A 21,967-nucleotide genomic window follows, 5' to 3' on the forward strand; every position below is an offset into this window, starting at 1 on the left:
CTATTCTCCCTTCTTTACATGAAGATCAATTCGGCTTGTAAAGCTCCCGCTCGTTTAAGAGCCTGAAAAATTCCAATCAAATCTCGGGGTGAAGCACCGAGATTATTGAGAGTTTCCACAATGTCTTTCACCGTTGCTGTTCTCGGGATTTCTTTCATTTTCGTGTATTCATCCGTTATCTCAACAATGGATTTTGTTTTTTTACTATCTGCTTGTTCGGATGATTCTAATTCGATAACATCATCAATTTTAGAAATTTTGATATTAATATTATTATAAGAAATAGCCACAGGTGAAATAGTAACATGCTCACCGACAACTATTACACCGGTTTTTTCATTGATGACAATTTTTGGATTTATTTCCTGAGTAATTGGCAAATTCACAATTTCATGAAGATAATTATTCTTCATATTTAACGATATTGTAGGATCTAACACTGCGAAAATTGTTTCTCCCTGTTCATCTTTGGATGTGGTGAAAAACATTGAATCCGGAAAAATCACTTCAACAGCACCTGCACTTCTCACGGAAGCTGCATTATCTGTGATTTTATTTATTTTTTCTGCAATATTCACCGCAGTACTCAAATCCGGATTTTTTAATGATAAAACAATTTCATCTTCACCTATACTACTGGGGATTCTGCTTAATAGAATTCCACCATCTGAAATGTTTCCGGTAAGCAGATAATTTTTTCCGACCTTGATGTTTTGAACTTCCACACTAAAACCACCAACAGATACCGGACCTTGTGCAATTGCGATTTTGCATCCGTCCATTGTGAAAAGATCAGTAGGCAAAAGAGTGCCGTTTTCCAAACTGCGGGCATCACCTATTGAGGAAACAGTGATGTCAAATTTGCTATCGGTTTGGATAAATGCCGGAATATTTGCGGTAACCATCACAGCAGCCACATTTCTTGTCCTCACTTTTCGATCAGGAGTTTTCAAGCCGAATTTCTCTAACATATTTTTCACAGTCTGTTCGGTAAAATAAGATCTGTGATAATCTCCGGTTTTATTTAAACCCGCCACAAGTCCATAGCCCACAACCGGTGTGCTGGAAACTCCGACTATATTTGTAATATCGCCAATTTTGTTTTCTGAAAATAGAAAATTTGCAGAAAAGACGATTAAGATCACTAAGATAATTCTCTTCATATTAAAATATCCAATTCATAATTTTATCAATAAAGGAAGACTTCTTTACCTTCTCTCCCTTACCGATGTGAGTGATTTTTGCATTCAATATATTGTATGAATAAATAATATTGTTCGATTCAATATCTTGGGGTCGAATCGTCCCTGTAAGAACAGTTGCCTTTTCGACTCCATTTACAATAACTGTTTTTTGACCTTTTATAATGAAATTACCAACAGAATCTATTTTCACGATCTGAGCGGAGATCTTTGTTGTTAATTGTTCTTGGGAATAAAAATTTTTATTTTTCTCTGAGTCGTTTGAATACTTGCCGGAAAAAGAAACTCCCGTAAAATCGTTAAAACCCTCTACACCCAATCCTAATCCCAGGTCAGACTTGGAATCGGAATTTGTTCCTGATTTGTTTTGGGCAGTAGATTGCTCGACCACGTAGATCGTAACGATATCTCCTACCCTGTGTGCCTTTTCATCGGTATATAAAGAGGTGGAAGATTGAAACGGTGCTGCAAAAGACACCTGTGAAGAAAATAAAATGAGTGAAATAATTAAAATTTTATAAATCATTTTTATTACCTAATTTACTCGATTAAACCTTTCTTATCACTGCTGATTTTTACTTTTAGAGTTTTTCGGAAACTCGGGTTATAAACTGTAATAGTATTGCCGATATATCCATTTTGATGAGCAATACCGGAAGTAGTTGCAATCACATTACCGCATCTTGATACGATGCTTATTTCGTCACCCACTTGCACATCAAATGCAGCGCGAATAAAAGTGGATTTGATAATTTTTCCTGAATTTATTCTCCGGAGTGCAATCTTGCCAACAATATTTTTCGCATCGGTAAAATAATTAGTTTTAGTTGTAACATCCTGATTAACATACTTCAGATCGCTGTTTGAGATTGTTTGCCCTTTTGCAATATTATGCGTTGTTGCAATGATTTCCCTGTAAATTTTTAGGAATACGGAAATTTCTTCCGAGTGAATAATCTCTTCACCTTGCGTTAAATTTACAAATATCAATTCATTTCCTCGTAGATCAGAACTTTCAGAAAATTCAAAAGTAATCTTCATTCTCGATCTTACATCCGGGAATTGAAATTTTGTTTCAGGAGAAAGATAACGAATATTATACTTTCCGGAAATATTTTCATCTAAAAATTCCAACAAATCAGTTTTGATAGAATATGCGTAAGTAAGTGATATGAACATCAGAAACAAAAAGAGAATTGAAAAGAATTTGGAATGTTTCATTTTAGCTATTTAATATTGTTGGAGATTTTCATCATCTCTTCGGAGGTTTTTATTGATTTTGAAATAACTTCATACGAGCGTTGAGCAACAATCATTTTCATCATTTCCTCAACTACGCTCACATTGGATTTTTCCAAATATCCTTGGTTTACTTCCCCGAATCCAAGTTCACCAGGATAGCCAATAAGTTCTTCGCCAGCGGCTGGTGTTGCTTCATACAGATTATCACCAGCACTCCGCAAACCTACCGGATTTATGAATTTGCTCAATTCGATTTGCCCTAATTCTTCCGGTAGCGGATCGCCCGGATAAGTAGCATTAACGATTCCTTGCTTTGAGATCGTAATTTCCTGTGTGTTTTCCGGAATGATAATATCGGGCTGAACGATGTATCCGTCGGCTGTTACGAGAGTTCCATCAGATGAAACCTGAAAAGAGCCGTCACGGCTAAAAAACACTTCACCATTCGGCTTCATAATGCGAAAAAGTCCTTCACCATTAATTGCTACATCCAAAGATCTTTCTGTTTGCGTTAATACTCCCTGCGAGAAATCTTTTACGGAATCAATCGGTTTGGTTCCATATCCAACTTCCAATCCGGCGGGAGAAGGATTTTCAGTTTGCTGAGTTGCATTATTCAGTTGTTTATACATCAGATCTTGAAAATTTATTCTACTTTTTTTAAAACCGGTTGTGTTCACATTAGAAAGATTATTTGTAATTGTATCAATTATCAATTCTTGCGCTTTCATCCCGGTAGCAGCTGTTTGGAGCGATCTAAACATACGTCTTCCTTTCTAAACCTTTGATAATTCTTGAATTGATTTTTTTGTGAGTTCGTTAATTATATCAAGAACTCGATAATTTGTTTGATATTCGTTTGATATTTTGATCATGTCAATCATCTCAGAGGTGGATGATACATTGGATTTTTCCAAAGTATTCTGTAAAACTTCGCACTCTCCATTTGTTTGCGGATTAAGTATGAATGAGCTGCCAAGATTTTCAAACAATCCGTTGGATTGTGCTTTCTGAAGCTTGTTAATTTCCTGAAAAGAAACTATTTTCAAGGTTCCACGATATTCATTATCTACCCAAACGCCACCTTGTTTATCTACGAGAAAATCATTTCCTTCTACTATAATAGGACCATTGTCCGAAAGAACTTTTCGACCCATTTGAGTTACTAAATATCCTTCGGAATTTTTTGAGAAAGCTCCATTGCGGGTAAACAATTCGTTGTTTCCATCCTCAACAGCAAAAAAACCATCTCCGTTTACAGCAAGGTCAAAGGCGTTTCCGGACAAGACCATGTTTCCCTGCGTGAAATCGGTTGAAATCTTTGTTTCTGTTATAAAATCATTTTGTTTAGCATCAAAAACCTTCCGGAAATTGATCATATCCTTTTTGAATCCATTGGTATTGATATTTGCAAGATTGTTTGAAACCACATCTTGCATTTCCAACTTTTTTGTCATCTCATTTGCTGATGTAATAATATTAGATAGCATTTTGTACCTCGGTTTTTGACTGTTGCAATGATTGTGCCAAAAGAATAGATGTTTAGTGAGTTAAAAATATCAAGGCTATAACCACTTTTCTCGTTGCTATTTTGATTTACTTAAAGAAAATATTTCCATTTATATAAGAAATAATTTTCTTTTTTTTTGGAGTAAAATATCCGTGATATTTTACTTTTTGCCGGTTACATGCTTTTTAGAATGAATTTTTCTAGGAGTAAAATTGCGTTCCCAAGCGGGGGCTTGGGAACGAGAAACGGTGGTGTGGCTTTGGGAACGAGTGATAGTTTTTCTATCTTTTCCCTTCTCACTTTTCTCTTATCCCTTCTCCCTTCTCACTTTTCCCTTATCCCTTTTCACTTTTCTTTGTGTACTTTGTGACCTTTGTGTTTATTTTTTTCAAATGAGATAAATGGAACAAAATTTGCTGATAGGATTTATAACAAATATTTAATGGATAAAATATGAAAAGAAAAATTATTTATATCGGATCAAACCAAGAGATAGAGAAAAAACTAAGAAAAGTTGTGAAGAGTTTTATTTCAGAAAATAAAATTTTGGTGGAATTTTCTTCAGTATCTCACTACAAAGACTTTATGAAAATCAGTCATGAAAAAACGGTTCTCATACCGGTTTTTGACTATCTCGGCTTTAATAATTATCAGGATATTTTATCAATAGCAATCCGCAAAAAAGATATTTTTCCTTATATAATGATTATTTACAAAATAAATCGTGTTCGTTCCGAAGAAATATCTTTTAACCGATTCTTTCTTCTGCTATCCGGAGCTCCCCAAGTACTTTGGAAGAACGAAATTTCGAGGTTGCTCAACCAAATTGAGACTGACAGATCTATTAATAAGAATAAGAACGAATTGACAATCGCTCATGAAATTATCATAGATAAAGACAAAACAATTTATTTTTATAAAAAAAATGCCAAAACTATTCAATCCCAGCTTAATGACAATCTTCGGAATGCTTACGATTTCTATATTAGACTCGTTGAAATGACCGATTATCTTCTATATGCCCATTCAATGGACGTTAAACAAATTTCGGTTTACATTGCTGAGGAATTAAATTTATCAAAAAGTGAAATCAGCGAAATAAATTATGCTGCCAGTTTGCATGACATTGGTAAGTTGGCGTTATCGGATGAAATTAATTCCAAACGAATAATTGAGCTATCTGTTGATCAAAAAATATTATATGAGCAGCATCCGGCACTTGCTACTTATATGCTGGAATCTGTAAAAGGAACAGAAAGCTCGGATAAAATTGTTCTGGATATTGCCCACCATCACGAAAAATTTAACGGTATTGGATTCCCTGATAAATTAAAAGGAAAAGAAATTCCAATTGGTTCGCGAATTATTTACATTGCCGATTATTTTTCAAATCAGTACCGGATCAATAAAAATATGGATGCTGATGAAGTATTTGCGGAAATGAAGCAGTATCACTATCAAGAATTTGATGAGCAACTATTGGATCTTCTTTCTCACTATGTATCTCAACTTAAAAAAGGAAAACCGGAAGAGAAATTTTTAATCCAACTTCATCAGATGAAAGTGGGCATGGTCGTTGCAGACGATGTTTACACAAAAAAAGGCTTAATGCTCATCAAAGCAAATACAACTTTGACCGTTCAATTAATTTCAAAAGTGGTAAAATACAGCACCTTCGATCCTATTCTCCCGGGTATTTATATAAAGCCGTAAATTAATTGAAAAAAAATGGTGCATAATATGGAAAAATTGTCCCAAACAAACAGCAATTTAATTTTTTTTCAAGATTTTACTTGTTATGTTATCTCGCATAATAAATGGATGTTAGAAATCTAAAACAGTCTATTATGCTTTTTGGCATAAAATTTGAATGTAATCTCAATATGGAGCTATTATGATATTAAATTCGATTTTTGGAAATTCAGTTAAAATTCTGCAAACTTGTTTGAACGGCTATAAAGCCCGAAACAGAGCAATTTCTTCAAATATTGCAAATGCAGAAGTTAAAAATTATCGAAAAATCAGCGTTGGTTTCGAAAACAACTTAAAAAAGGCAATAAATGAAAAATCCTCTGATATTACTCAAACCAATCCAGCTCATCTATCAAAGAATTCTGAAATAAACGAGGAAATGATTTCAGTTGAAAAAAGCAAATTTTCAAATGTGGGAGAGCATAAAATTTCACTTGATGAAGAAATGGTCAACTTAGTAAATAATCAAATCAACTACCAGACATCCGCCAAAGTTCTCAATAAGATGTTTGGTATTCTCCGAACCGCTATTAAAGGTAGATAATTATGAAAATTGCAAATTTATACAGCATCAGTTCATCCGGCTTAGCAGCTCAAAGAAAACGAATTGATGCGATCGTGCAAAATATTGCCAATGCAAACTCCAAAGGATATAAGTATAAAAAAGTGGTTATGGAAAATGTCCCTTTTTCTAAAACCCTAAATTCCTATATGGAAAAAAAGGGGAAACTTTCTTTAACAAATTCAAATCATATTCAAAATACAGGTTCAACAAAGATTAATTCGGTCAACGTGAATCAAGTAAAAGCAAAAATAGTAGAAGTTGCAAATAGAACAAAAATTGTTTATGATAAGAATCACCCTGACGCAGATGAAAACGGTTATGTGGAACTGCCGGATATAAATATTGTAAGTGAAATGGCAAATCTCTTGGTAGCCTCAAGAGCCTACGAAGCAAATTTGGCTGCCTTAAACGCAGCTAAAGAAATGGATAAAGAAGCACTTAAGATTTAGAAGGTAACTGATGAATATTAACGGAATTAGCGGTATCAATCAAAAAGGAATCAAACCTATCCAATCAATTGCGGGAAAAAAAAATACGTCTTTTTTACAAATAATTAAAAATCAATTGGAAGATGTGAATAAAATGCAGCTCGACGCAAACCAGAAAATCAATGAGTTTGCTACCGGTGATGTCAAAAACGTTCATGACGTGATGATTGCAATGGAAAAAGCCGACATTAGTTTTAATTTGATGGTAGAGATTCGTAACAAACTGGTTGAATCGTATAAAGAAATAATGCGAATGCAGGTTTAAAAGGAGCACAAATGGGTGATAATAAATTAAAACTGATTTTTGATAATGCCTCAACCGGTCAAAAAATCGTGATTGCTTCTGTTCTTATTAGCATTATTCTCTTTACGACTTTGATTCTGAAATGGACAAATAAACCTGCAATGAGCCTTCTTTACTCCAATCTCAGTTCAAATGATGCCGGAGCTATTGTGGAAAAATTGGACAAGCAGAACATTAATTATGAATTGAAAGATGGCAATACTATCTTTGTTTCCCAAGATGATATATACAAATTGCGAATATCTCTGGCAAAAGATGGACTTCCCACAAAAAAGGGATTCGGTTATGAAATTCTCAATTCAAAGGGATTTGGCACAACTGAATTTTTGCAAAAAATTAATTTTCGAAGAGCTCTCGAAGCAGAAATTGCTCAAACCATTACTGATTTGGAACCCATACAAGATGTGCGAATACATATTGTAATGCCCGATCAAGCCCTTTTTAAGGAAGATGAAAAACCTGTAACCGCAGGAGTAACTTTGAAACTTGCTGGTTCTGAGCATTTAACAAAGGAACAAATCCAAAGCATCATCTATCTTGTATCATCAAGCGTGGAGGGTTTGCAACCACAAAATATAACAGTAGTGGATACAAAAGGTGATATCCTCTCAAGTGAGCAGTATGACGATTTCAAAGGCACTTCAAGCAGTCTAACTCAGAGGATGGAAGTAGAAAAATATCTAACGGATAAAGTTAGTTCAATGCTCAATAATGTTCTCGGACCCGACAATTCTGTTGTCCGAATTTCGGTTGAATTAGATATGGAGAGTATTGACCAAACAGATGAGACGTATGATCCAAATTCTCAAGTTGCCAGAAGTGAATCCATTAGTGAAAGCAGTTCTCAGGACGGTGAAAAGGATGTGGGAGGAGAAACCAGGGAATCTGAAATCACTACCAATTATGAAATCAGCAAAAGTATAAATCACACGGTTAAAAAATCCGGAAAAATTAAAAACATCTCGGTTTCTGTTTTAATTGATGGAACATACGTTCAAGAGGAAAATGAAGATGGAAAAATGATTACCAAATATGTTCCCCGTACTAATCAGGAGATCAATGATATTACCTTAACCGTGCAAAACGCCATTGGGTCTGATGCTACGCGTGGAGATAGAATAACTGTTAGCAATATGCAGTTTAAAACCAAAGATGAATTACCGATGTTGGCAGGAATGAAGAGCGGTGGATTCCAATTACCTGCAGATCTCTTTACAAAAGTGCTTACATTACTTCTTTTGGTATTAGGTGTGTTTCTGATTAAATCCATTTTAAAAAATTATGATCTTACCGAGTTAACTGCACATATTCGGCCATTAACAGTTCCGGCAGGTGCTCAACCTTCATCAAATATTTATCAGCAACACGCAACGCCACAAACAATGACCTCCCCTACCCAAGCAACATCACAAACAAAACCACAAACTGAAATTAAAAAACAATTTACCCCTGAAGATGAAAATGAAACAAAACCCGTAGAGAAAACAAAACAATCACCCGAACAAAAGATTGATCAAAATTCCCAAGAAACATCCACCTTAAAAGAGAAGCCAACGAAAAGTTCAGAAGAAATTAAAAAATTGGCGTTGGAAACTCAGGATTTGGAATTAGAAACCAAAAAAAGGGAAATGGACTTAAGAAAAAAAGCTCTTGAAAATTTGGAGCTGGAGGAAAAAGAAATGGAATTCGATGAAAAGAAAAAACAGGAGAGATTAAAGATACTTAAGGAAGTAGAAAATCTTGAACATGAAATTCATGGAATGGAAGATTCTATAGCAAGTGGAGAAAAATATGGTGGGTCTTCGGAAATCAATCAACCTACTCAAGAAGATATCGAAATGAAGAAACTTCTTGAAAGAAAACGAAAAGCACTTGAAAAACGCGAACAGATGAAAATTGAAATGGAAATGATGGCGAGTATTCAGAAAAAACCCGACATAAATCAGAAGAAAAGAAATTTGGAAAAAAAACGAGTTAGTGAATATATTCAAAACAATCCTGAAGCAGCCAATGCAATTTTAAGAAGTTGGCTCAGTAAGTAAAAAACAACAAATTATAAAGGAATTATTATGGGTGTAAATTTCGAACATCTATCCGGTATTCAAAAATGTGCTGCCCTTTCTTTAGCATTGGGACCGGAAGTATCTGCCAAACTTTTTTCTAAAATGAACGATCTCGAACTCGAACAGGTTAGTAGTGAACTCGTGCGTATGGATAATATCTCAGCTGAAGTTACGGGGCAGGTTATTGAAGAATTTTTCAACATGATCAGGGCAGAACAATATATCACCATGGGTGGAGTGGATTATGCCAGAAAATTATTGAAAAACGTAATTGGAGATGAAAAAACCGAGGTCCTCATTGGTAAGATTGAAAGAAATCTTCACAAGAGTGGATTCAGCAAATTTCAGGAAGTGGATCTGCAAGAATTAGTCAGCTTCATTCAGAGTGAACATCCACAAACAATTGCTTTGATATTAACCCAACTTTCACCCAAGCAAGCCGGTGAGATGCTTACCATGCTTCCCAAAAAAATTCAACCGGAATTATTGCGTCGTTTCTCACAGATTGGTGAAGTACCTCCGGAAACTCTAAGGATGGTTGAAGAAGTTTTAGAAGATAAGATCAGTTTTTCCAAATCTATGGGTAAATTTGGCGGTGTTAAAGCTGCTGCAGAAATGATGAATATGGTTGGTGCTACTGCTGAAAGAGAAATATTGGAAGTTCTTCAAGACACTTCTTCGGATCTGGCAAATGAAATAAAAGAATTGATGTTCGTATTTGCAGATATCAAAAATCTTTCCAGCCACTCCATTCGAGAAATATTAAAAGAAGTTGATAATTCCGACCTCGCAGTTGCCATGAAACATACTGATGAGGAAACAACAAAAATAATTTTCGATAATCTTTCCGAGCGTCAAACAAAACTTCTAAAAGAAGAAATTGGTTATCTTGGTCCTCTCCGCTTACGAGTTGTAGAGGATATGCAGAAAAAAATCGTGAATACAATTCGTCGTTTGCGCGACGAAGAAAAAATCAGTTTGAATGCTGCTGAAGAGGTGATGGTCTAATGAAAATAATAAAAAGCGATAAAGTTAAAGAAACAGTTTTTGAAAATTTTAATTCAACCTTACCGGATTTTAGCGATATAATGAAAGAAAGAAAAAAGGAACTTGAAGAGAAAAAAAAATCTGAACAAGACTATAGAACTCCTTTGCCGATTCGACAAGGTTTCACTGAAAAATTTGATAAAATAGAGAAATTGTATGATATAAAAGTAAAACGTGCCTATAATCGAGGTTTAAATGAAGGTGCGGAAAAAGCTGCAAAAGAGATTACGGAAAATTTATCAAATAAATATGAAAACAAAATTGAAGAATTAATAAAAAATAATGAACAAGAGATCAAAGAACTAAAACAAGTAAATATTGAAAAAGTTGATTTAATGTTTAGGGATTTCGAAAATCAGATTGATGTTTATAAGAGAAGTTTCGTGAATATTGCAGAAAATTATCATAAAGAAACTGTGAAAATATCTTTGGCAATTATGAAAAAGATTATGGTTGAATTATCCGATAAAGATAAGAACCTTATTTCGCGAAATATTCTAAAATCTTTGAACAAAATTGATAAGAAAATCCCTTGCATTCTCAAACTAAATCCGGACGATTTGAAATATTTCAAAGATAATTCTTCGGTTTTGGAAGAACTTGCAGAGAGAAAAGGGTATAAAACCGAGAATATCGAGTTGATTCCAGACGAAAGTATTGAAAAGGGTGGTTGTGTTGTAGAAACGGATTCCTTTGTGATTGACGCCAGATTATCCGAACAATTTGAAAACTTGAAGAAAGCACTTAAAGAAAACTATATAAGTTTTTAGGAACGGAACTTTATGAATTCATTAATAAGTACAATTTTTATGGACCCCATTCGTGTGATTGAAAACACCTCTTTGATTAGCCAAAAAGGGAAAATCGAAAATGTTTACGGGATGACTGTTGAATCAAGGGGACCTAATGTAAAAATCGGAGAAATTTGTAGAATAATTTCCGGAAAGAAAAGCTATTTGGCGGAAGTTGTGGGATTTAAGGATAATTTAAATCAACTTATGTGTTTCAATGATTTTAGTGGAATTTCCCCGGGATGCGAAGTTATTTCCGAACGAGCTAATTTCAATATACCATTTAGTGACCAATTTGTTGGGAGAGTAATCAACGGAATCGGGCAACCAATAGATGATAAGGGTGGTTTGATCGCCGAAGAATTTCTGCCAATCGGCACTGATCCGATAAATCCCATGAAACGTGTTCGAGTTGACGAGCCACTTTGCACGGGGATTAAGGCAATTGACGCAACCGCTACAATCGGAAAAGGTCAACGTGTGGGAATTTTTTCCGGCACAGGAGTTGGGAAAAGTGTTCTCCTCGGAATGATCGCAAAATCATCAACAGCTGATATCAATGTTATTGGCTTGATTGGTGAGAGAGGAAGAGAAGTTAAGGAATTCGTGGAAAATATACTCGGACCGGAAGGTTTGAAACGATCAATTGTTGTTGCGGTTACTTCGGATGAAAGTCCATTAATGCGAGTGAAAGGTGCATTTCTCATTACAGCAATAGCAGAATATTTTCGAGGTCGCGGCAATGACGTAATGTTGCTGATGGATTCTATCACACGCTTTGCTCGAGCGTTACGCGAAATCGGTTTGGCAGTAGGTGAACCACCCACCGTAAAAGGATATCCACCTTCAATTTTTTCAATCTTGCCAAAAATCTTAGAACGTCCCGGCAAAACCGAAGATGGCTCTATAACCGGAATATACACCGTGCTTGTAGAGGAGGATGACTTGAACAATCCTATTGAAGATGAAGTAAGAGCAATCCTTGACGGGCACATTATTCTTGATAGAAATCTTGCAAATATTAATCACTATCCTGCCATTGATATTTTGGGAAGTATTAGTCGAGTTATGCGTGGCATTATCTCAGAAGAGCACAAAGAGTTATACGAAAAAATCATTGAAACATATTCTATTTATAAAGAAACTGAAGATCTTATCACTCTCGGAGCCTATGCAAAAGGAACAAACAAAAAAATTGATTATGCAATTGAGAATATTGATAGAATCAATCATTTTTTCAAACAGGATATTTCAGAATCATTTTCCCTTGAAGAAACAATAGACAAACTTAAAAAGGTACTGAAATGAAAAAATTCTTTTTTAGACTCGAAAAATTGCTTATTTTAAGAAAAAATACCGAGAAAGAAAAAATTAGGATTTTGGCTTTGGATCTACACAAATTATATCAAGCAAAAAGCCAGTTGGAAAATTTGAATGAAGAAGTGGGTATTAATTGGAATTCTATAGAAAAAAATAGCAAGATGAAAATTTGTAAAAAAAAAGTGAGCGACTTTATTAATTATTACAATTATGATAATTTTCTCAATGAATCACTCAAGCATCAGATGAATAAAATTGGTAGCATTGATCGGCGTTTGGCAAAAGACAGGATGCATCTGAACGAAGCTATTAACAAACGAAAAATCTTGGAAAAACTTAAAGCGAAAAAACAAAAACAATATAATCAGAAACATAAACGCCTCATTAAACATAATGAAGATGAGATAGCCTTAATGGCTTACTTTCAATCCGCTTAAAAAGGAGTAACTATGGCTGACGAAGAAATAAAAGAGACTGAAGAGCAAGCATTAGAAGAAGAGAACGCAGAAAAAGAAGAAGACAAAAAAGGGAAAAAGAAGAAAAAAAAGAAGAAAAAAAAGGAAAAAAAGGAGAAGAAAGAAAAAAAATCCTTCAAATTTTCTCCGGTTTATTTCTATGTGGGAATCTTTTTAGTGAGTATTGCAGTAACTTATTTTTTCTCAAGTATGTTTTTTCAGAATATTCAAGATCAGCAAATCAAATTTCTGGAAATCCTTAAGGTTTCGGGATTAGTTGACTCCACTGTGGCAGATTCTGTTCTTTCATCAAATATTGTTCAACCGGTAGTGCAAATTGCAGAGACAGATTCAATCAGCACAGACTCACTAATTGCATTGGATAGTTTGGGAACTCCGGAAACTAAACCGGAAAATAAAATGATTAACGCAAATACCGGTAAAATTGTTGAAGAAGTTATCCCACCGAAACCTTCTGAAGAAGTTATTATCGTAGAAAATAATAATGCAGATGTCTTTAAGGGTATTGTTGATACCGTGGATAATCCATATCCTTTTGAAGAAGTGATAAAGCAAGCAAAAAGCAAAATAGCCTTGCCTTCTAAAGATGAAAAAGAAAGCCCCCAATCACCACAGAATGTGAATATTAGCAAGACATTGAAAATTTTAAAATCAATGCAAATAACTCAAAAGGTTGATTTGCTTCGCAATTTTGATGATGAAACTTTTGCAGAATTACTTATGCGGATGAAAGAACGTGATGCAGCGAAAATCTTGGCAACATTACCCACAGAACGAGCTTTCACTCTTACCCAATTAATACTAAATCAAAAAAATTAATAAACCTAAAGTATCACTTTAGAAATATTACAAAATAACCTCATTAACTGTAAAATAAGAATTTAAAATTAAATGGAAAATTCTGCAATAATTTCGTCATCAACTGAATAAAAATGGGTGTGTGAAAATGGTCTATCTTCCAATAGTTACGAAAAGTGATCGTTCTGATAAGGTTAAAAAATTTAATTTTTTCTCCGGAGACAAGTTACTTGCTACATCAAATTCCACAAAAAATATTAGTTTTCACACGATTCTTCAAAATAAAATTTCCTTTGAAAAATTGAGAAAAAATTCTCACAAAATATTTTTCCCGGCAAATTTGCTTACACAGTTCAATTCTTACAACCATTCTTTTCAGAAGGGAAGAATTCAATCCCAAAATATATTTGATATATCAACTCGTTCTGAGATTGTTAATGGAAACGAAAAAAATTTATCTAAATTTGTTAGCAATAAAGATGCAAATAGGATGGGATATGCTAGTTTGTTTTCCGAAAAATTAGGCACTTTATCAAGGATTAATTCAAAAATTCACTCAAAACAACAACCACCAACTGCAAACAATGTTCTGATCAAATCTTCTTTTGGTCCATATAATATCCGAAATGACTTTTTTTCGTTTAACAAAAGTTCAAACTCATCAGGGATTATATCCCAATTTGTTGCTGATCGAATTGCAGAATCCATCAAAGATTATCCAATTAATTTTAGGAATATAAATTTGCAAATTAAATTTTCTAATATGGGCAAAATGTATTGTTCTATCTTTAAATCAGGTAAAAATACCAGTGTCAGATTCCGAACCGATTCAAGAAAGCTGTCTCAAATTCTTAATCTATCCTTTTCATCCATCAGAAGAAATTTGCAAAGGAAAGGATTGCATCTTAGGCTGCTAACTCCGATTTTGTAACTTGCATTGTCAAAGATGAATCCAAAAGGTTTGAAAAAACAGTGATAAACCAGCGGTGTTCAAGGAAAACTGACCGCATTTTATTTGATCCGAAACAATAAGGTATTCAAAAAAAAATCATTGTTTAAAACAAAATAACTTGCCATAATCTTACACTTCATAATTTAATGTGAATAAATTTATTCTATTTAGGAGTTTTGTTTGAAAAAAGCGAGAATATTAATTATCGAAGATGAAGTGCTTGTTGGTAAGGATATAAAAATACTCCTTAACAACCATAACTATGAAGCGGTTGGAATAGCAGTCAATGAGGAGCAAGCCTATAATCAAGCCATTCAATATAAGCCAGATCTTATGCTCGTTGATGTCCATTTACGAAATGGCGATTCTGGAATTGAAGCTTTTAAAAGAATAAAAAGCGAAATTGACATTCCATGTATTTTCCTCACAGCATATTCGGACACAAAGATACTGGAGAAAGCCGCTTTCACAAATCCTCAGTCATATCTTATTAAACCTTATCAGGATAAGCAACTTCTCGTTACCATTAATATCGTTTTACAAAAACAAGAAATTGAAAAAAAATTACGCGAACAAGAGATATGGTTGTCCTCATCTTTTAAAAGCATTGCCGAGGGAATAATCACCTGTGATAATAGCAGAAACATAAAATTTATCAACCCTTTCGCCAAAAAAATAACCGGTTGGAAAGAAGAGGATGTTATTGGAAAACCACTTGAAAATTTTTTTAGAATCAGTTGCAATGAAAACTATGTAAATTTTGACAAGTGTATGCTGAATCTTCTTGCTCCGGAGTCTGAAAGCAGTTGCAACAAAGAATGCAATCTTCTTTTAGAAGACAAAAAAACCATACCTATTTCCGGTAGTGGTTCTGAAATTAGAGATCAGGCGGGGGAATGTTTGGGATTTGTGTTTACTTTTCGTGATATAACCGAAAGAAAAAAACGCTCTGACGCATTAAAGATGATGAAAGAGAATCTCGAAATTAGAGTAATGGAGCGAACTACTGAACTGGAAAGTGCAAACCAAGAACTGGAATCTCAAAAGGATGAATTAACAAATCAATCCCAAAATCTTCGAGAGATCAACTCTAATTTGAATCAGGAGATCAGCGACCACCAAAAATCAATCGCTAAAATAAATTTTCTTAATCGAACTCTTCGATTTGCAGTTCCGGAAGCTCTAATCATTACTAATAATACAGGGAGGATTGATTATGTTAATCCGGCTTTTGAAAAAGTTACCGGATTTCTTTCCAATTCGGTCTTGGGACAAAAAATCCCCTACCTTCACAAAAATCTTTTCGTAACAAAAGCAGATTCTTCACAAACAAAAGATGATTTTCGCGGTAATTTGCTTAGGAAGATAAACTCCGACCAAAAATTTTTTAAAAACTTGCTCTTTGGTGTTGAACATCAATTTTCTGCAGTTTATCTTGAAGAGATGCTACGGGCATTCGATAATAAAGAGCCTTGGAAAAAAAATATAAAAAATCAGAGAAAAACCGGAGAAATATATTCTGAAAAAACCACTGCCATCCAAGTAGCCAACAATGAAGGTAAAATCGAGAATTATATAATTATCAAGGATGATATCAGCAACGAAAAAAGATTGGAACAGCAACTGATACACTCCCAGAAAATTGAAATGCTTTCTCGCATCACAGCTGGCATTTCTCACGACTTCAATAATATTTTGAACATCATTCTATCCCATGCAGATTACTTAAGTTCTATTTGTATGGATGAAACGCAGCAAACCAGTCTTGAGGCAATTTCAACTTCTGTGGAGAGAGCAGCAAAATTAATTCGCAATTTACTATCCCTTGGCAGGAATCAAGAAACCTATAAACAACCGATTCAAATTAATATTATTCTCAATAATACTTTGCAATTGATTAAAAATATTTTTAGTAAAAACCATGAAATCGTAAAAAAGTTTTCTTTGGACAATTGGTATATTTATGCTGATCCGTCCCAAATGGAGCAAGTGATAACGAACATCTGTATAAATGCAAAAGATGCAATGCAAGATGGGGGCAAACTAATTGTCCAAACGGAGATTGTAACATTTGATAATGAAGCAATATTCACGAACACAACCCTTAAGCCCGGAAAATATATCCTTGTTTCATTCAGAGATTCCGGTACAGGTATTTCGCGAGAAGATTTGATACACATATTTGATCCTTTTTACTCGACTAAAGTTAGTAAAAAAGGAAGCGGTTTGGGTTTATCTATGGTTTCGCGTATCGTTACCGGCCACAATGGTGGTATTTCTGTAAAAAGTAATCCCGGACAAGGAACCGCTTTTAATCTCTATTTTCCCATATCCGACATGAAACAAAATGAAAAAGTCAAAAAAGATAAACCAGAAAGCCATCCTCATGCAAAACCGTTAGATATTCTTGTTGTTGACGATGAAGAAACTGTAATTAAAATGCTTATAAATAGACTGAAAAATGAAAATTTCCAGTGTATTTCTGCATTCAACGGGAAAGAAGCCCTTGAGATTTTCAAGTCTCAACGCGAAGCAATCGACCTGATTATTAGCGATATTGTTATGCCGGAAATGGATGGTATAACTCTTCTAAAAGAGATTAAAAGAATTGATAGCAACTTCCCGGTAATCATTTTGACAGGTTCACCCATTAGCAAGAATGAAAAACAATATTTAACTGAGCACTCCGTGGACATATTAAATAAACCCATTGAGTTTAGTCAGTTATTGTGGAGAATAAATTCCCTTGAGATCACACCCAGTAGCAAACATCTCAAACCAATGCAGAACGATAGTGAACCAAATCAATTGACTGAACAGATTGTGGGCACCGATTCCCAGATGCTTTTTGAAAAAGATCCAAATAGTATTATCTTTCCTCAATATTTGAGTAATCAGGAAATCAACAATCTGGAAACTTTAGTTGAAAATTTCTTTAAAGACATTGCGGATGGTAATATCACTATTAATATGTTAAAAATAGAAGAATTCACATTACCTCATGAAAAAATTTTTCTCAGAATTATAGTTCTTGCAAGAAAATATAATAAGAAATTGATATTTAAAGCTACAGAAAATATTATTAATACGATTAAGGAACACGGTTATTCCGTAAAATTTAATTAATGAAGGAGATAAGATGAACAATAAACGACAGTTAAAGAGAAGACATTTGATTTATTATCTACGCGTTTTTGATAGGGATAAAGACAAACTTATTGGACATCTTGCTGATATTAATCAGAAGGGTTGCATGTTGATAAGTACAAAAAAAATTGAAATCAATAAAGAATTCAATATGAAAATGCTTCTTCCAAACCCAATAATGGGAAGTGAAGAATTAATATTTTCTACTCATAGTAAATGGAGTAAAAAAGATATTAATCCGGATTTTTATTTGACAGGTTTTGAATTTGACGATTTTCCATCTCAGAAGGTTAAAATCATTGATAAACTGATTGATGATTTCGGCTTTAATGATTAATTTTTATTGATTTTTTAATAGTTAAAATGAAACCGCAATACTACGCTCTACTCACAGCAATAGCTTGGGGAGTTGGTGGTTATTTTGAGAAAAAAGGTTTGCACCTTGGTAATCTTTCACCTCAAATGGGAATTACAATTCGCACATTTATAGCACTAATAATTTTGGGATTTGTAAGTAAACCATACTGGCATCAACTGCGTCATGTAGGACCAAAAGCATTATTGTATTTGATTATCGGTGGTGGTGTTGTGGCTGGTTCTGTTGGAATGCTTTGTTTTTATCACGCCATCAAGGGAGCTCCTTTGGAAAAAGTTTTGCCTATCGCATTCACTTCTCCCCTATTTGGTGCTTTGATGGGAATAATTTTCGCGAGTGAACCGATTACCTTAAAAAATGTAGTTGGTATGATAATGACTGTCGGTGGAATTGTAATATTAACTATTTGACAGAAGCATAACTCAATCCGTCAGCTGTTGGATTGAATTACAGAATATTTCTATTTTTTTATAATCCCGGGGTAGTTTAACCAATCGTTAACCTTAAAATTCTTTTATAAACTTCAAAATCATTTTCTGAAAAAAGAACAAACCTTATTTCATTGAAATCAAACATTTGTATTTTTTCCGCAACTGTTTCCAAAGCAATTTTACTTGCTTCCAAGATAGGATAGCCGTATGCTCCGGTACTGATCGAGGGGAAAGAAAGGCTTTTTATTTTTTCTTTATCTGCCAATTTCAACGAATTTATATAGCAATTTTTCAAAAGTTGCTTTTCATTATCAGACCCACCTCTCCACACAGGACCAACGGTGTGGATTACATATTTTGCCGAGAGATTTCCTCCTGTTGTGATAACTGCCTGACCTGTGGAACATCTACCGTATTTACTGCGGATGAGCTTACACTCAGCTAATATTTCACCACCACCAGCTCGATGAATCGCTCCGTCAACCCCTCCACCGCCCATCAAAGAACTATTTGCAGCATTTACAATGGCATCTACTTTTTCTTCGGTTATGTCCCCTATCTTTAAAGATAATGTAGTATTATTAATCTTCACTCGCATTGCATCTACTTTCTACTAAAAACCTGGAATAAATAAGCAAAAAAACCCACATTCCTATTTTAGAAAATCTCCATTTTTTAATTTTATAAACAATTCCTTTTTTTTCTGTCTGAATATTGTTTGAGTTTTTCAAACAACTTTATTGCTCGTTTATTTCCAATAGTTGCCAAACCTGCTGCTATCAATAAAATTCCCTGTAAAAACGGCAGGAAGAGACCGATTATTCCCAAGCCAACCAGAAATCCTCCGGCAACCTTCTTTAGAGATTTATTCATTAAATTATCATTTGATAGCTTTTACGGATTTAATCTCGGGAATTTCTTCCTTGATTTTCTTTTCGATACTAAATTTTAAGGTCATTTCTGCAAATGGGCAACCTCTGCACGCCCCTTGCAAACGTACTGATACTACATTATCATCAGAAATACCTACAAATTCTACATCTCCGCCATCACCAAGTAAAGCTGGTCTGATTTTATTTAATGCGTTCTCTACTCTTACTTTTAATTCCATAATTCATCCTTGTTTTTATTAATAAAGCGGACAGCCTTTTGAAATTGCTTGTTTCATGTCAATTATTTTTAGGAGAAAAAACTTTTTGTCCGTTACAAGCTTTTTTAGACTTTTTTCTCTCCTGACTTGGTTAGATTAATAATACGAATGAAACCATTTGAAAAATTCATCCAAACCGGATTCGATACTGGTTTTGGGATCATATCCAAATAAATTTCGGGCTTTTGAAATATCGGCAAATGTAATCATCACGTCACCTTTGGGAATGGGCTGCCGATTTATTACAATTTCATAGTTGAAATGATTGGATATAACTTCGACTAAGCGAGATAATTTTACGGGTTCATTATTTCCGAGATTGATAATTTCATAAATGTTCGTATTCTCTCGAATCCATTTCAAAGATTTTTTTAAGCCATCCACAATATCATTTATAAAAGTATAATCTCGTGCTGTGGTTCCATCTCCGTAAAATGGGATTGGCTTCTTTTGGTTTACCATTCGAGCGAATTTGTGAATAGCCAGATCGGGTCTTTGCCTTGGACCATAAACCGTGAAAAACCGCAAACAGATCATATCAATATCATAAATTTCATGATAGGTGTAACAAAGCAATTCCCCTGCTTTTTTTGTAGCAGCATAAGGTGAAATGGGGTGATCAACATTGTCCGTTTCTGCAAAAGGAATTTTTTTATTATTCCCGTAAACAGAAGAGGATGAAGCAAAGATGAATTTTTTTACGTTATTTTTTTTTGAGCATTCGAGCAGGTTTTGAGTGCCACGCACATTTACTTCTTGGTAGAGAATTGGATCTTCAATAGAGGGACGCACCCCAGCCATTGCTGCGAGATGGATTATCGTGTCAATGGGAAAATTGTTAAATATTGTTTCCAATCCATTTAAATTTCGGATATCTTCTTCGATGAAAATAAATTTATCCGCATTCTCATTCTTTTTGATTATTTCGAGATTATACTTTTTAAGTTCAATATCATAAAAATCGCATAAATTATCTATTCCAACGATTTTTTCTCCGCTATCAAGCAGTTTTTCAGTTAGATGTGAACCAATAAAACCAGCTGCTCCGGTAATTAATATCATGCATTTCTCCAGTTCATTTTTTCACACGAAGAGACTCGTGTGCTACGCGAGGATCTGTGATTTTGCCCGTGATAGCAGTAGCAGCCACAGTAGCAGGAGAAGCAAGGTATATTTCTGAATTTTTATTACCCATTCTCCCTTTAAAATTCCTATTAGCCGTCGAGAGGGTTTTTTCTCCATCAGCCATTACTCCCTGATGCGCTCCAAGGCAAGGTCCACATCCGGGGGGTAAAATCACTGCTCCGCTTTCACTTAAAATCGAAAGTGTTCCATCCTTCAAAGCCTGTTGATAAATCTCTCTTGAAGCAGGCAGAATTAGCAATCTTGTTTGGGGACTAATTTTTTTCCCCTCAAGAATTTTTGCGGCAACATGAAAATCTTCCAATCTTCCATTTGTGCAAGTGCCGATAAAACATTGATCCATTTCTATTCCCTCTGCTTCAGTGATATTTTTACCATTATCTACTGAATGAGGAAAAGCAACCTGCGGAACGATTTCGTCAAGATTGTAAGTAAATTCCTTTTCGTATTCTGCATTTTCATCAGCCCAAATAGGTTCGTAATCGGCAACTCCCCTATCCTTCAACCACTTTCGTGTAAGCTCATCAACCGGAAAAGCACTATTTTTTGCACCCATTTCTATAGCCATATTGGCGATGGTCATGCGTTCTGAGATTGAGAGATTTTGGATTCCATCACCATGATATTCCACAGATTTATAATTTGCACCATCTGCATGAAGGTCGTGAATAATGGTGAGGATAAGATCCTTTGCAGAAACATGTTTATGCAATTTGCCTTTCAAGGTGATCTTGTAGGTTCTCGGAATTTTAAACCAAGTTTGTCCTGTAACCCAGATTCCGGCTGCTTCGGTTCTATCAATTCCGGTTGAGAATGCTCCCAAAGCTCCATAAGTGCAAGTATGACTATCACTACCAACAACTACACTTCCCGGCACAGCCAATCCTTGCTCTGGTAAAACCTGATGGCAAACTCCGGTTCCAATATCAAAAAAATGCTTAATTCCCTGATCTTTTACGAATTTCCTGATCACTTGATGATTATTTGCAGTTTTTGCATTTGCCGCAGGAGTTACATGATCAAGTATGATAACCAAACGGTCCGGATATTTTACTTTGATACCTTCTTTTATCTGTCCAAGTTTTTGCGTTATGGCTGCTGTGTTATCATGGGTAAGAATGTAATCCGGTTCCACAAAGGCGATTTCACCTTCTTGCACAGGTTTACCGATTTTTCTTTCAATTACTTTCTGGATAAATGTTTTTTTCAT

24 protein-coding genes are annotated in these 21,967 nt (G+C 34.6%); 14 read left to right on the top strand and 10 right to left on the bottom strand.

The features are described from left to right. Nucleotides 1-14: 14 nt before the first annotated feature. The 5 genes from U9P79_03730 to U9P79_03750 are packed head-to-tail and all read right to left on the bottom strand — an operon-like array spanning nt 15 to nt 3,934. Complete coding sequence (locus tag U9P79_03730; protein ID MEA2103735.1) at nt 15-1,163, bottom strand: flagellar basal body P-ring protein FlgI; 1,149 nt, start codon at nt 1,161-1,163, stop codon at nt 15-17. Between the two features lies 1 nt (nt 1,164). Continuing rightward, nucleotides 1,165-1,728: a flagellar basal body L-ring protein FlgH gene (locus tag U9P79_03735; protein ID MEA2103736.1), complete on the bottom strand. Its 564-nt coding sequence runs from the start codon at nt 1,726-1,728 to the stop codon at nt 1,165-1,167. 14 nt (nt 1,729-1,742) lie between these two features. After that, nucleotides 1,743-2,423 (bottom strand): flagellar basal body P-ring formation chaperone FlgA, encoded by a 681-nt coding sequence (flgA, locus tag U9P79_03740; GenBank protein MEA2103737.1) that lies wholly within the window; start codon nt 2,421-2,423, stop codon nt 1,743-1,745. Between the two features lie 5 nt (nt 2,424-2,428). Beyond that, nucleotides 2,429-3,208, bottom strand: a complete 780-nt coding sequence (gene flgG / locus U9P79_03745) for a flagellar basal-body rod protein FlgG (protein MEA2103738.1) — start codon at nt 3,206-3,208, stop codon at nt 2,429-2,431. Nucleotides 3,209-3,220: 12 nt separating this feature from the next. Next, the gene (locus tag U9P79_03750; protein ID MEA2103739.1) at nt 3,221-3,934 is read right to left on the bottom strand and encodes a flagellar hook basal-body protein; all 714 of its coding nucleotides are present in this window, start codon (nt 3,932-3,934) and stop codon (nt 3,221-3,223) included. Between the two features lie 473 nt (nt 3,935-4,407). Here U9P79_03750 and U9P79_03755 point away from each other — a divergent pair, with 473 nt between their 5' ends. The 14 genes from U9P79_03755 (at nt 4,408) to U9P79_03820 (ending at nt 18,443) form a co-directional block, all read left to right on the top strand. Further along, nucleotides 4,408-5,667, top strand: coding sequence for an HD domain-containing phosphohydrolase (locus U9P79_03755; GenBank protein ID MEA2103740.1), 1,260 nt, complete (start codon nt 4,408-4,410; stop codon nt 5,665-5,667). 181 nt (nt 5,668-5,848) lie between these two features. After that, nucleotides 5,849-6,250 carry a flagellar basal body rod protein FlgB gene (gene flgB / locus U9P79_03760; GenBank protein ID MEA2103741.1) on the top strand — a complete coding sequence of 134 codons (402 nt, stop codon included), beginning with the start codon at nt 5,849-5,851 and terminating at the stop codon, nt 6,248-6,250. A 2-nt stretch (nt 6,251-6,252) separates the two neighbouring features. Continuing rightward, on the top strand, nt 6,253-6,720 hold the full coding sequence (gene flgC / locus U9P79_03765) for a flagellar basal body rod protein FlgC (GenBank protein ID MEA2103742.1): 468 nt from the start codon (nt 6,253-6,255) through the stop codon (nt 6,718-6,720). A gap of 10 nt (nt 6,721-6,730) precedes the next feature. Further along, nucleotides 6,731-7,024, top strand: coding sequence for a flagellar hook-basal body complex protein FliE (fliE, locus tag U9P79_03770; protein ID MEA2103743.1), 294 nt, complete (start codon nt 6,731-6,733; stop codon nt 7,022-7,024). A gap of 11 nt (nt 7,025-7,035) precedes the next feature. Further along, entirely contained in the window at nt 7,036-9,105 is a 2,070-nt protein-coding gene (gene fliF, locus U9P79_03775; GenBank protein ID MEA2103744.1) for a flagellar basal-body MS-ring/collar protein FliF, read from the top strand. Nucleotides 9,106-9,132: 27 nt separating this feature from the next. After that, nucleotides 9,133-10,134, top strand: coding sequence for a flagellar motor switch protein FliG (gene fliG / locus U9P79_03780; protein MEA2103745.1), 1,002 nt, complete (start codon nt 9,133-9,135; stop codon nt 10,132-10,134). Then, a complete protein-coding gene (locus tag U9P79_03785; GenBank protein ID MEA2103746.1) occupies nt 10,134-10,943 on the top strand; it encodes a FliH/SctL family protein in 810 nt (269 codons plus the stop codon). Before fliG ends, U9P79_03785 begins: the two co-directional genes overlap by 1 nt. A gap of 12 nt (nt 10,944-10,955) precedes the next feature. Continuing rightward, a complete protein-coding gene (locus U9P79_03790; protein MEA2103747.1) occupies nt 10,956-12,272 on the top strand; it encodes a FliI/YscN family ATPase in 1,317 nt (438 codons plus the stop codon). Next, nucleotides 12,269-12,721, top strand: coding sequence for a flagellar FliJ family protein (locus U9P79_03795; GenBank protein ID MEA2103748.1), 453 nt, complete (start codon nt 12,269-12,271; stop codon nt 12,719-12,721). The genes U9P79_03790 and U9P79_03795 overlap by 4 nt, the downstream gene beginning before the upstream one ends. Nucleotides 12,722-12,733: 12 nt before the next feature. Further along, the gene (locus U9P79_03800) at nt 12,734-13,579 is read left to right on the top strand and encodes a hypothetical protein (GenBank protein MEA2103749.1); all 846 of its coding nucleotides are present in this window, start codon (nt 12,734-12,736) and stop codon (nt 13,577-13,579) included. A gap of 127 nt (nt 13,580-13,706) precedes the next feature. Beyond that, nucleotides 13,707-14,489: a hypothetical protein gene (locus U9P79_03805; protein ID MEA2103750.1), complete on the top strand. Its 783-nt coding sequence runs from the start codon at nt 13,707-13,709 to the stop codon at nt 14,487-14,489. A gap of 201 nt (nt 14,490-14,690) precedes the next feature. Beyond that, on the top strand, nt 14,691-17,636 hold the full coding sequence (locus tag U9P79_03810; GenBank protein ID MEA2103751.1) for a response regulator: 2,946 nt from the start codon (nt 14,691-14,693) through the stop codon (nt 17,634-17,636). A 13-nt stretch (nt 17,637-17,649) separates the two neighbouring features. Beyond that, entirely contained in the window at nt 17,650-17,994 is a 345-nt protein-coding gene (locus tag U9P79_03815) for a PilZ domain-containing protein (GenBank protein MEA2103752.1), read from the top strand. A gap of 26 nt (nt 17,995-18,020) precedes the next feature. Beyond that, a complete protein-coding gene (locus U9P79_03820) occupies nt 18,021-18,443 on the top strand; it encodes an EamA family transporter (GenBank protein ID MEA2103753.1) in 423 nt (140 codons plus the stop codon). 76 nt (nt 18,444-18,519) lie between these two features. On the opposite strand, the gene U9P79_03825 is transcribed toward U9P79_03820, so the two are convergent. The 5 genes from U9P79_03825 to U9P79_03845 form a co-directional block, all read right to left on the bottom strand. Further along, nucleotides 18,520-19,062, bottom strand: coding sequence for an O-acetyl-ADP-ribose deacetylase (locus U9P79_03825; GenBank protein MEA2103754.1), 543 nt, complete (start codon nt 19,060-19,062; stop codon nt 18,520-18,522). An 83-nt stretch (nt 19,063-19,145) separates the two neighbouring features. Further along, the gene (locus U9P79_03830) at nt 19,146-19,337 is read right to left on the bottom strand and encodes a PGPGW domain-containing protein (protein ID MEA2103755.1); all 192 of its coding nucleotides are present in this window, start codon (nt 19,335-19,337) and stop codon (nt 19,146-19,148) included. 7 nt (nt 19,338-19,344) lie between these two features. Beyond that, entirely contained in the window at nt 19,345-19,575 is a 231-nt protein-coding gene (locus U9P79_03835; protein MEA2103756.1) for a NifU family protein, read from the bottom strand. Between the two features lie 135 nt (nt 19,576-19,710). After that, entirely contained in the window at nt 19,711-20,676 is a 966-nt protein-coding gene (locus U9P79_03840; protein MEA2103757.1) for a GDP-mannose 4,6-dehydratase, read from the bottom strand. Between the two features lie 13 nt (nt 20,677-20,689). Further along, the coding region (locus U9P79_03845) for a 3-isopropylmalate dehydratase large subunit (GenBank protein MEA2103758.1) at nt 20,690-21,967 on the bottom strand (1,278 nt) is incomplete at its 5' end.

The organism is Candidatus Cloacimonadota bacterium (genome assembly GCA_034661015.1).
Lineage (GTDB): Bacteria > Cloacimonadota > Cloacimonadia > JGIOTU-2 > JGIOTU-2 > JAYEKN01.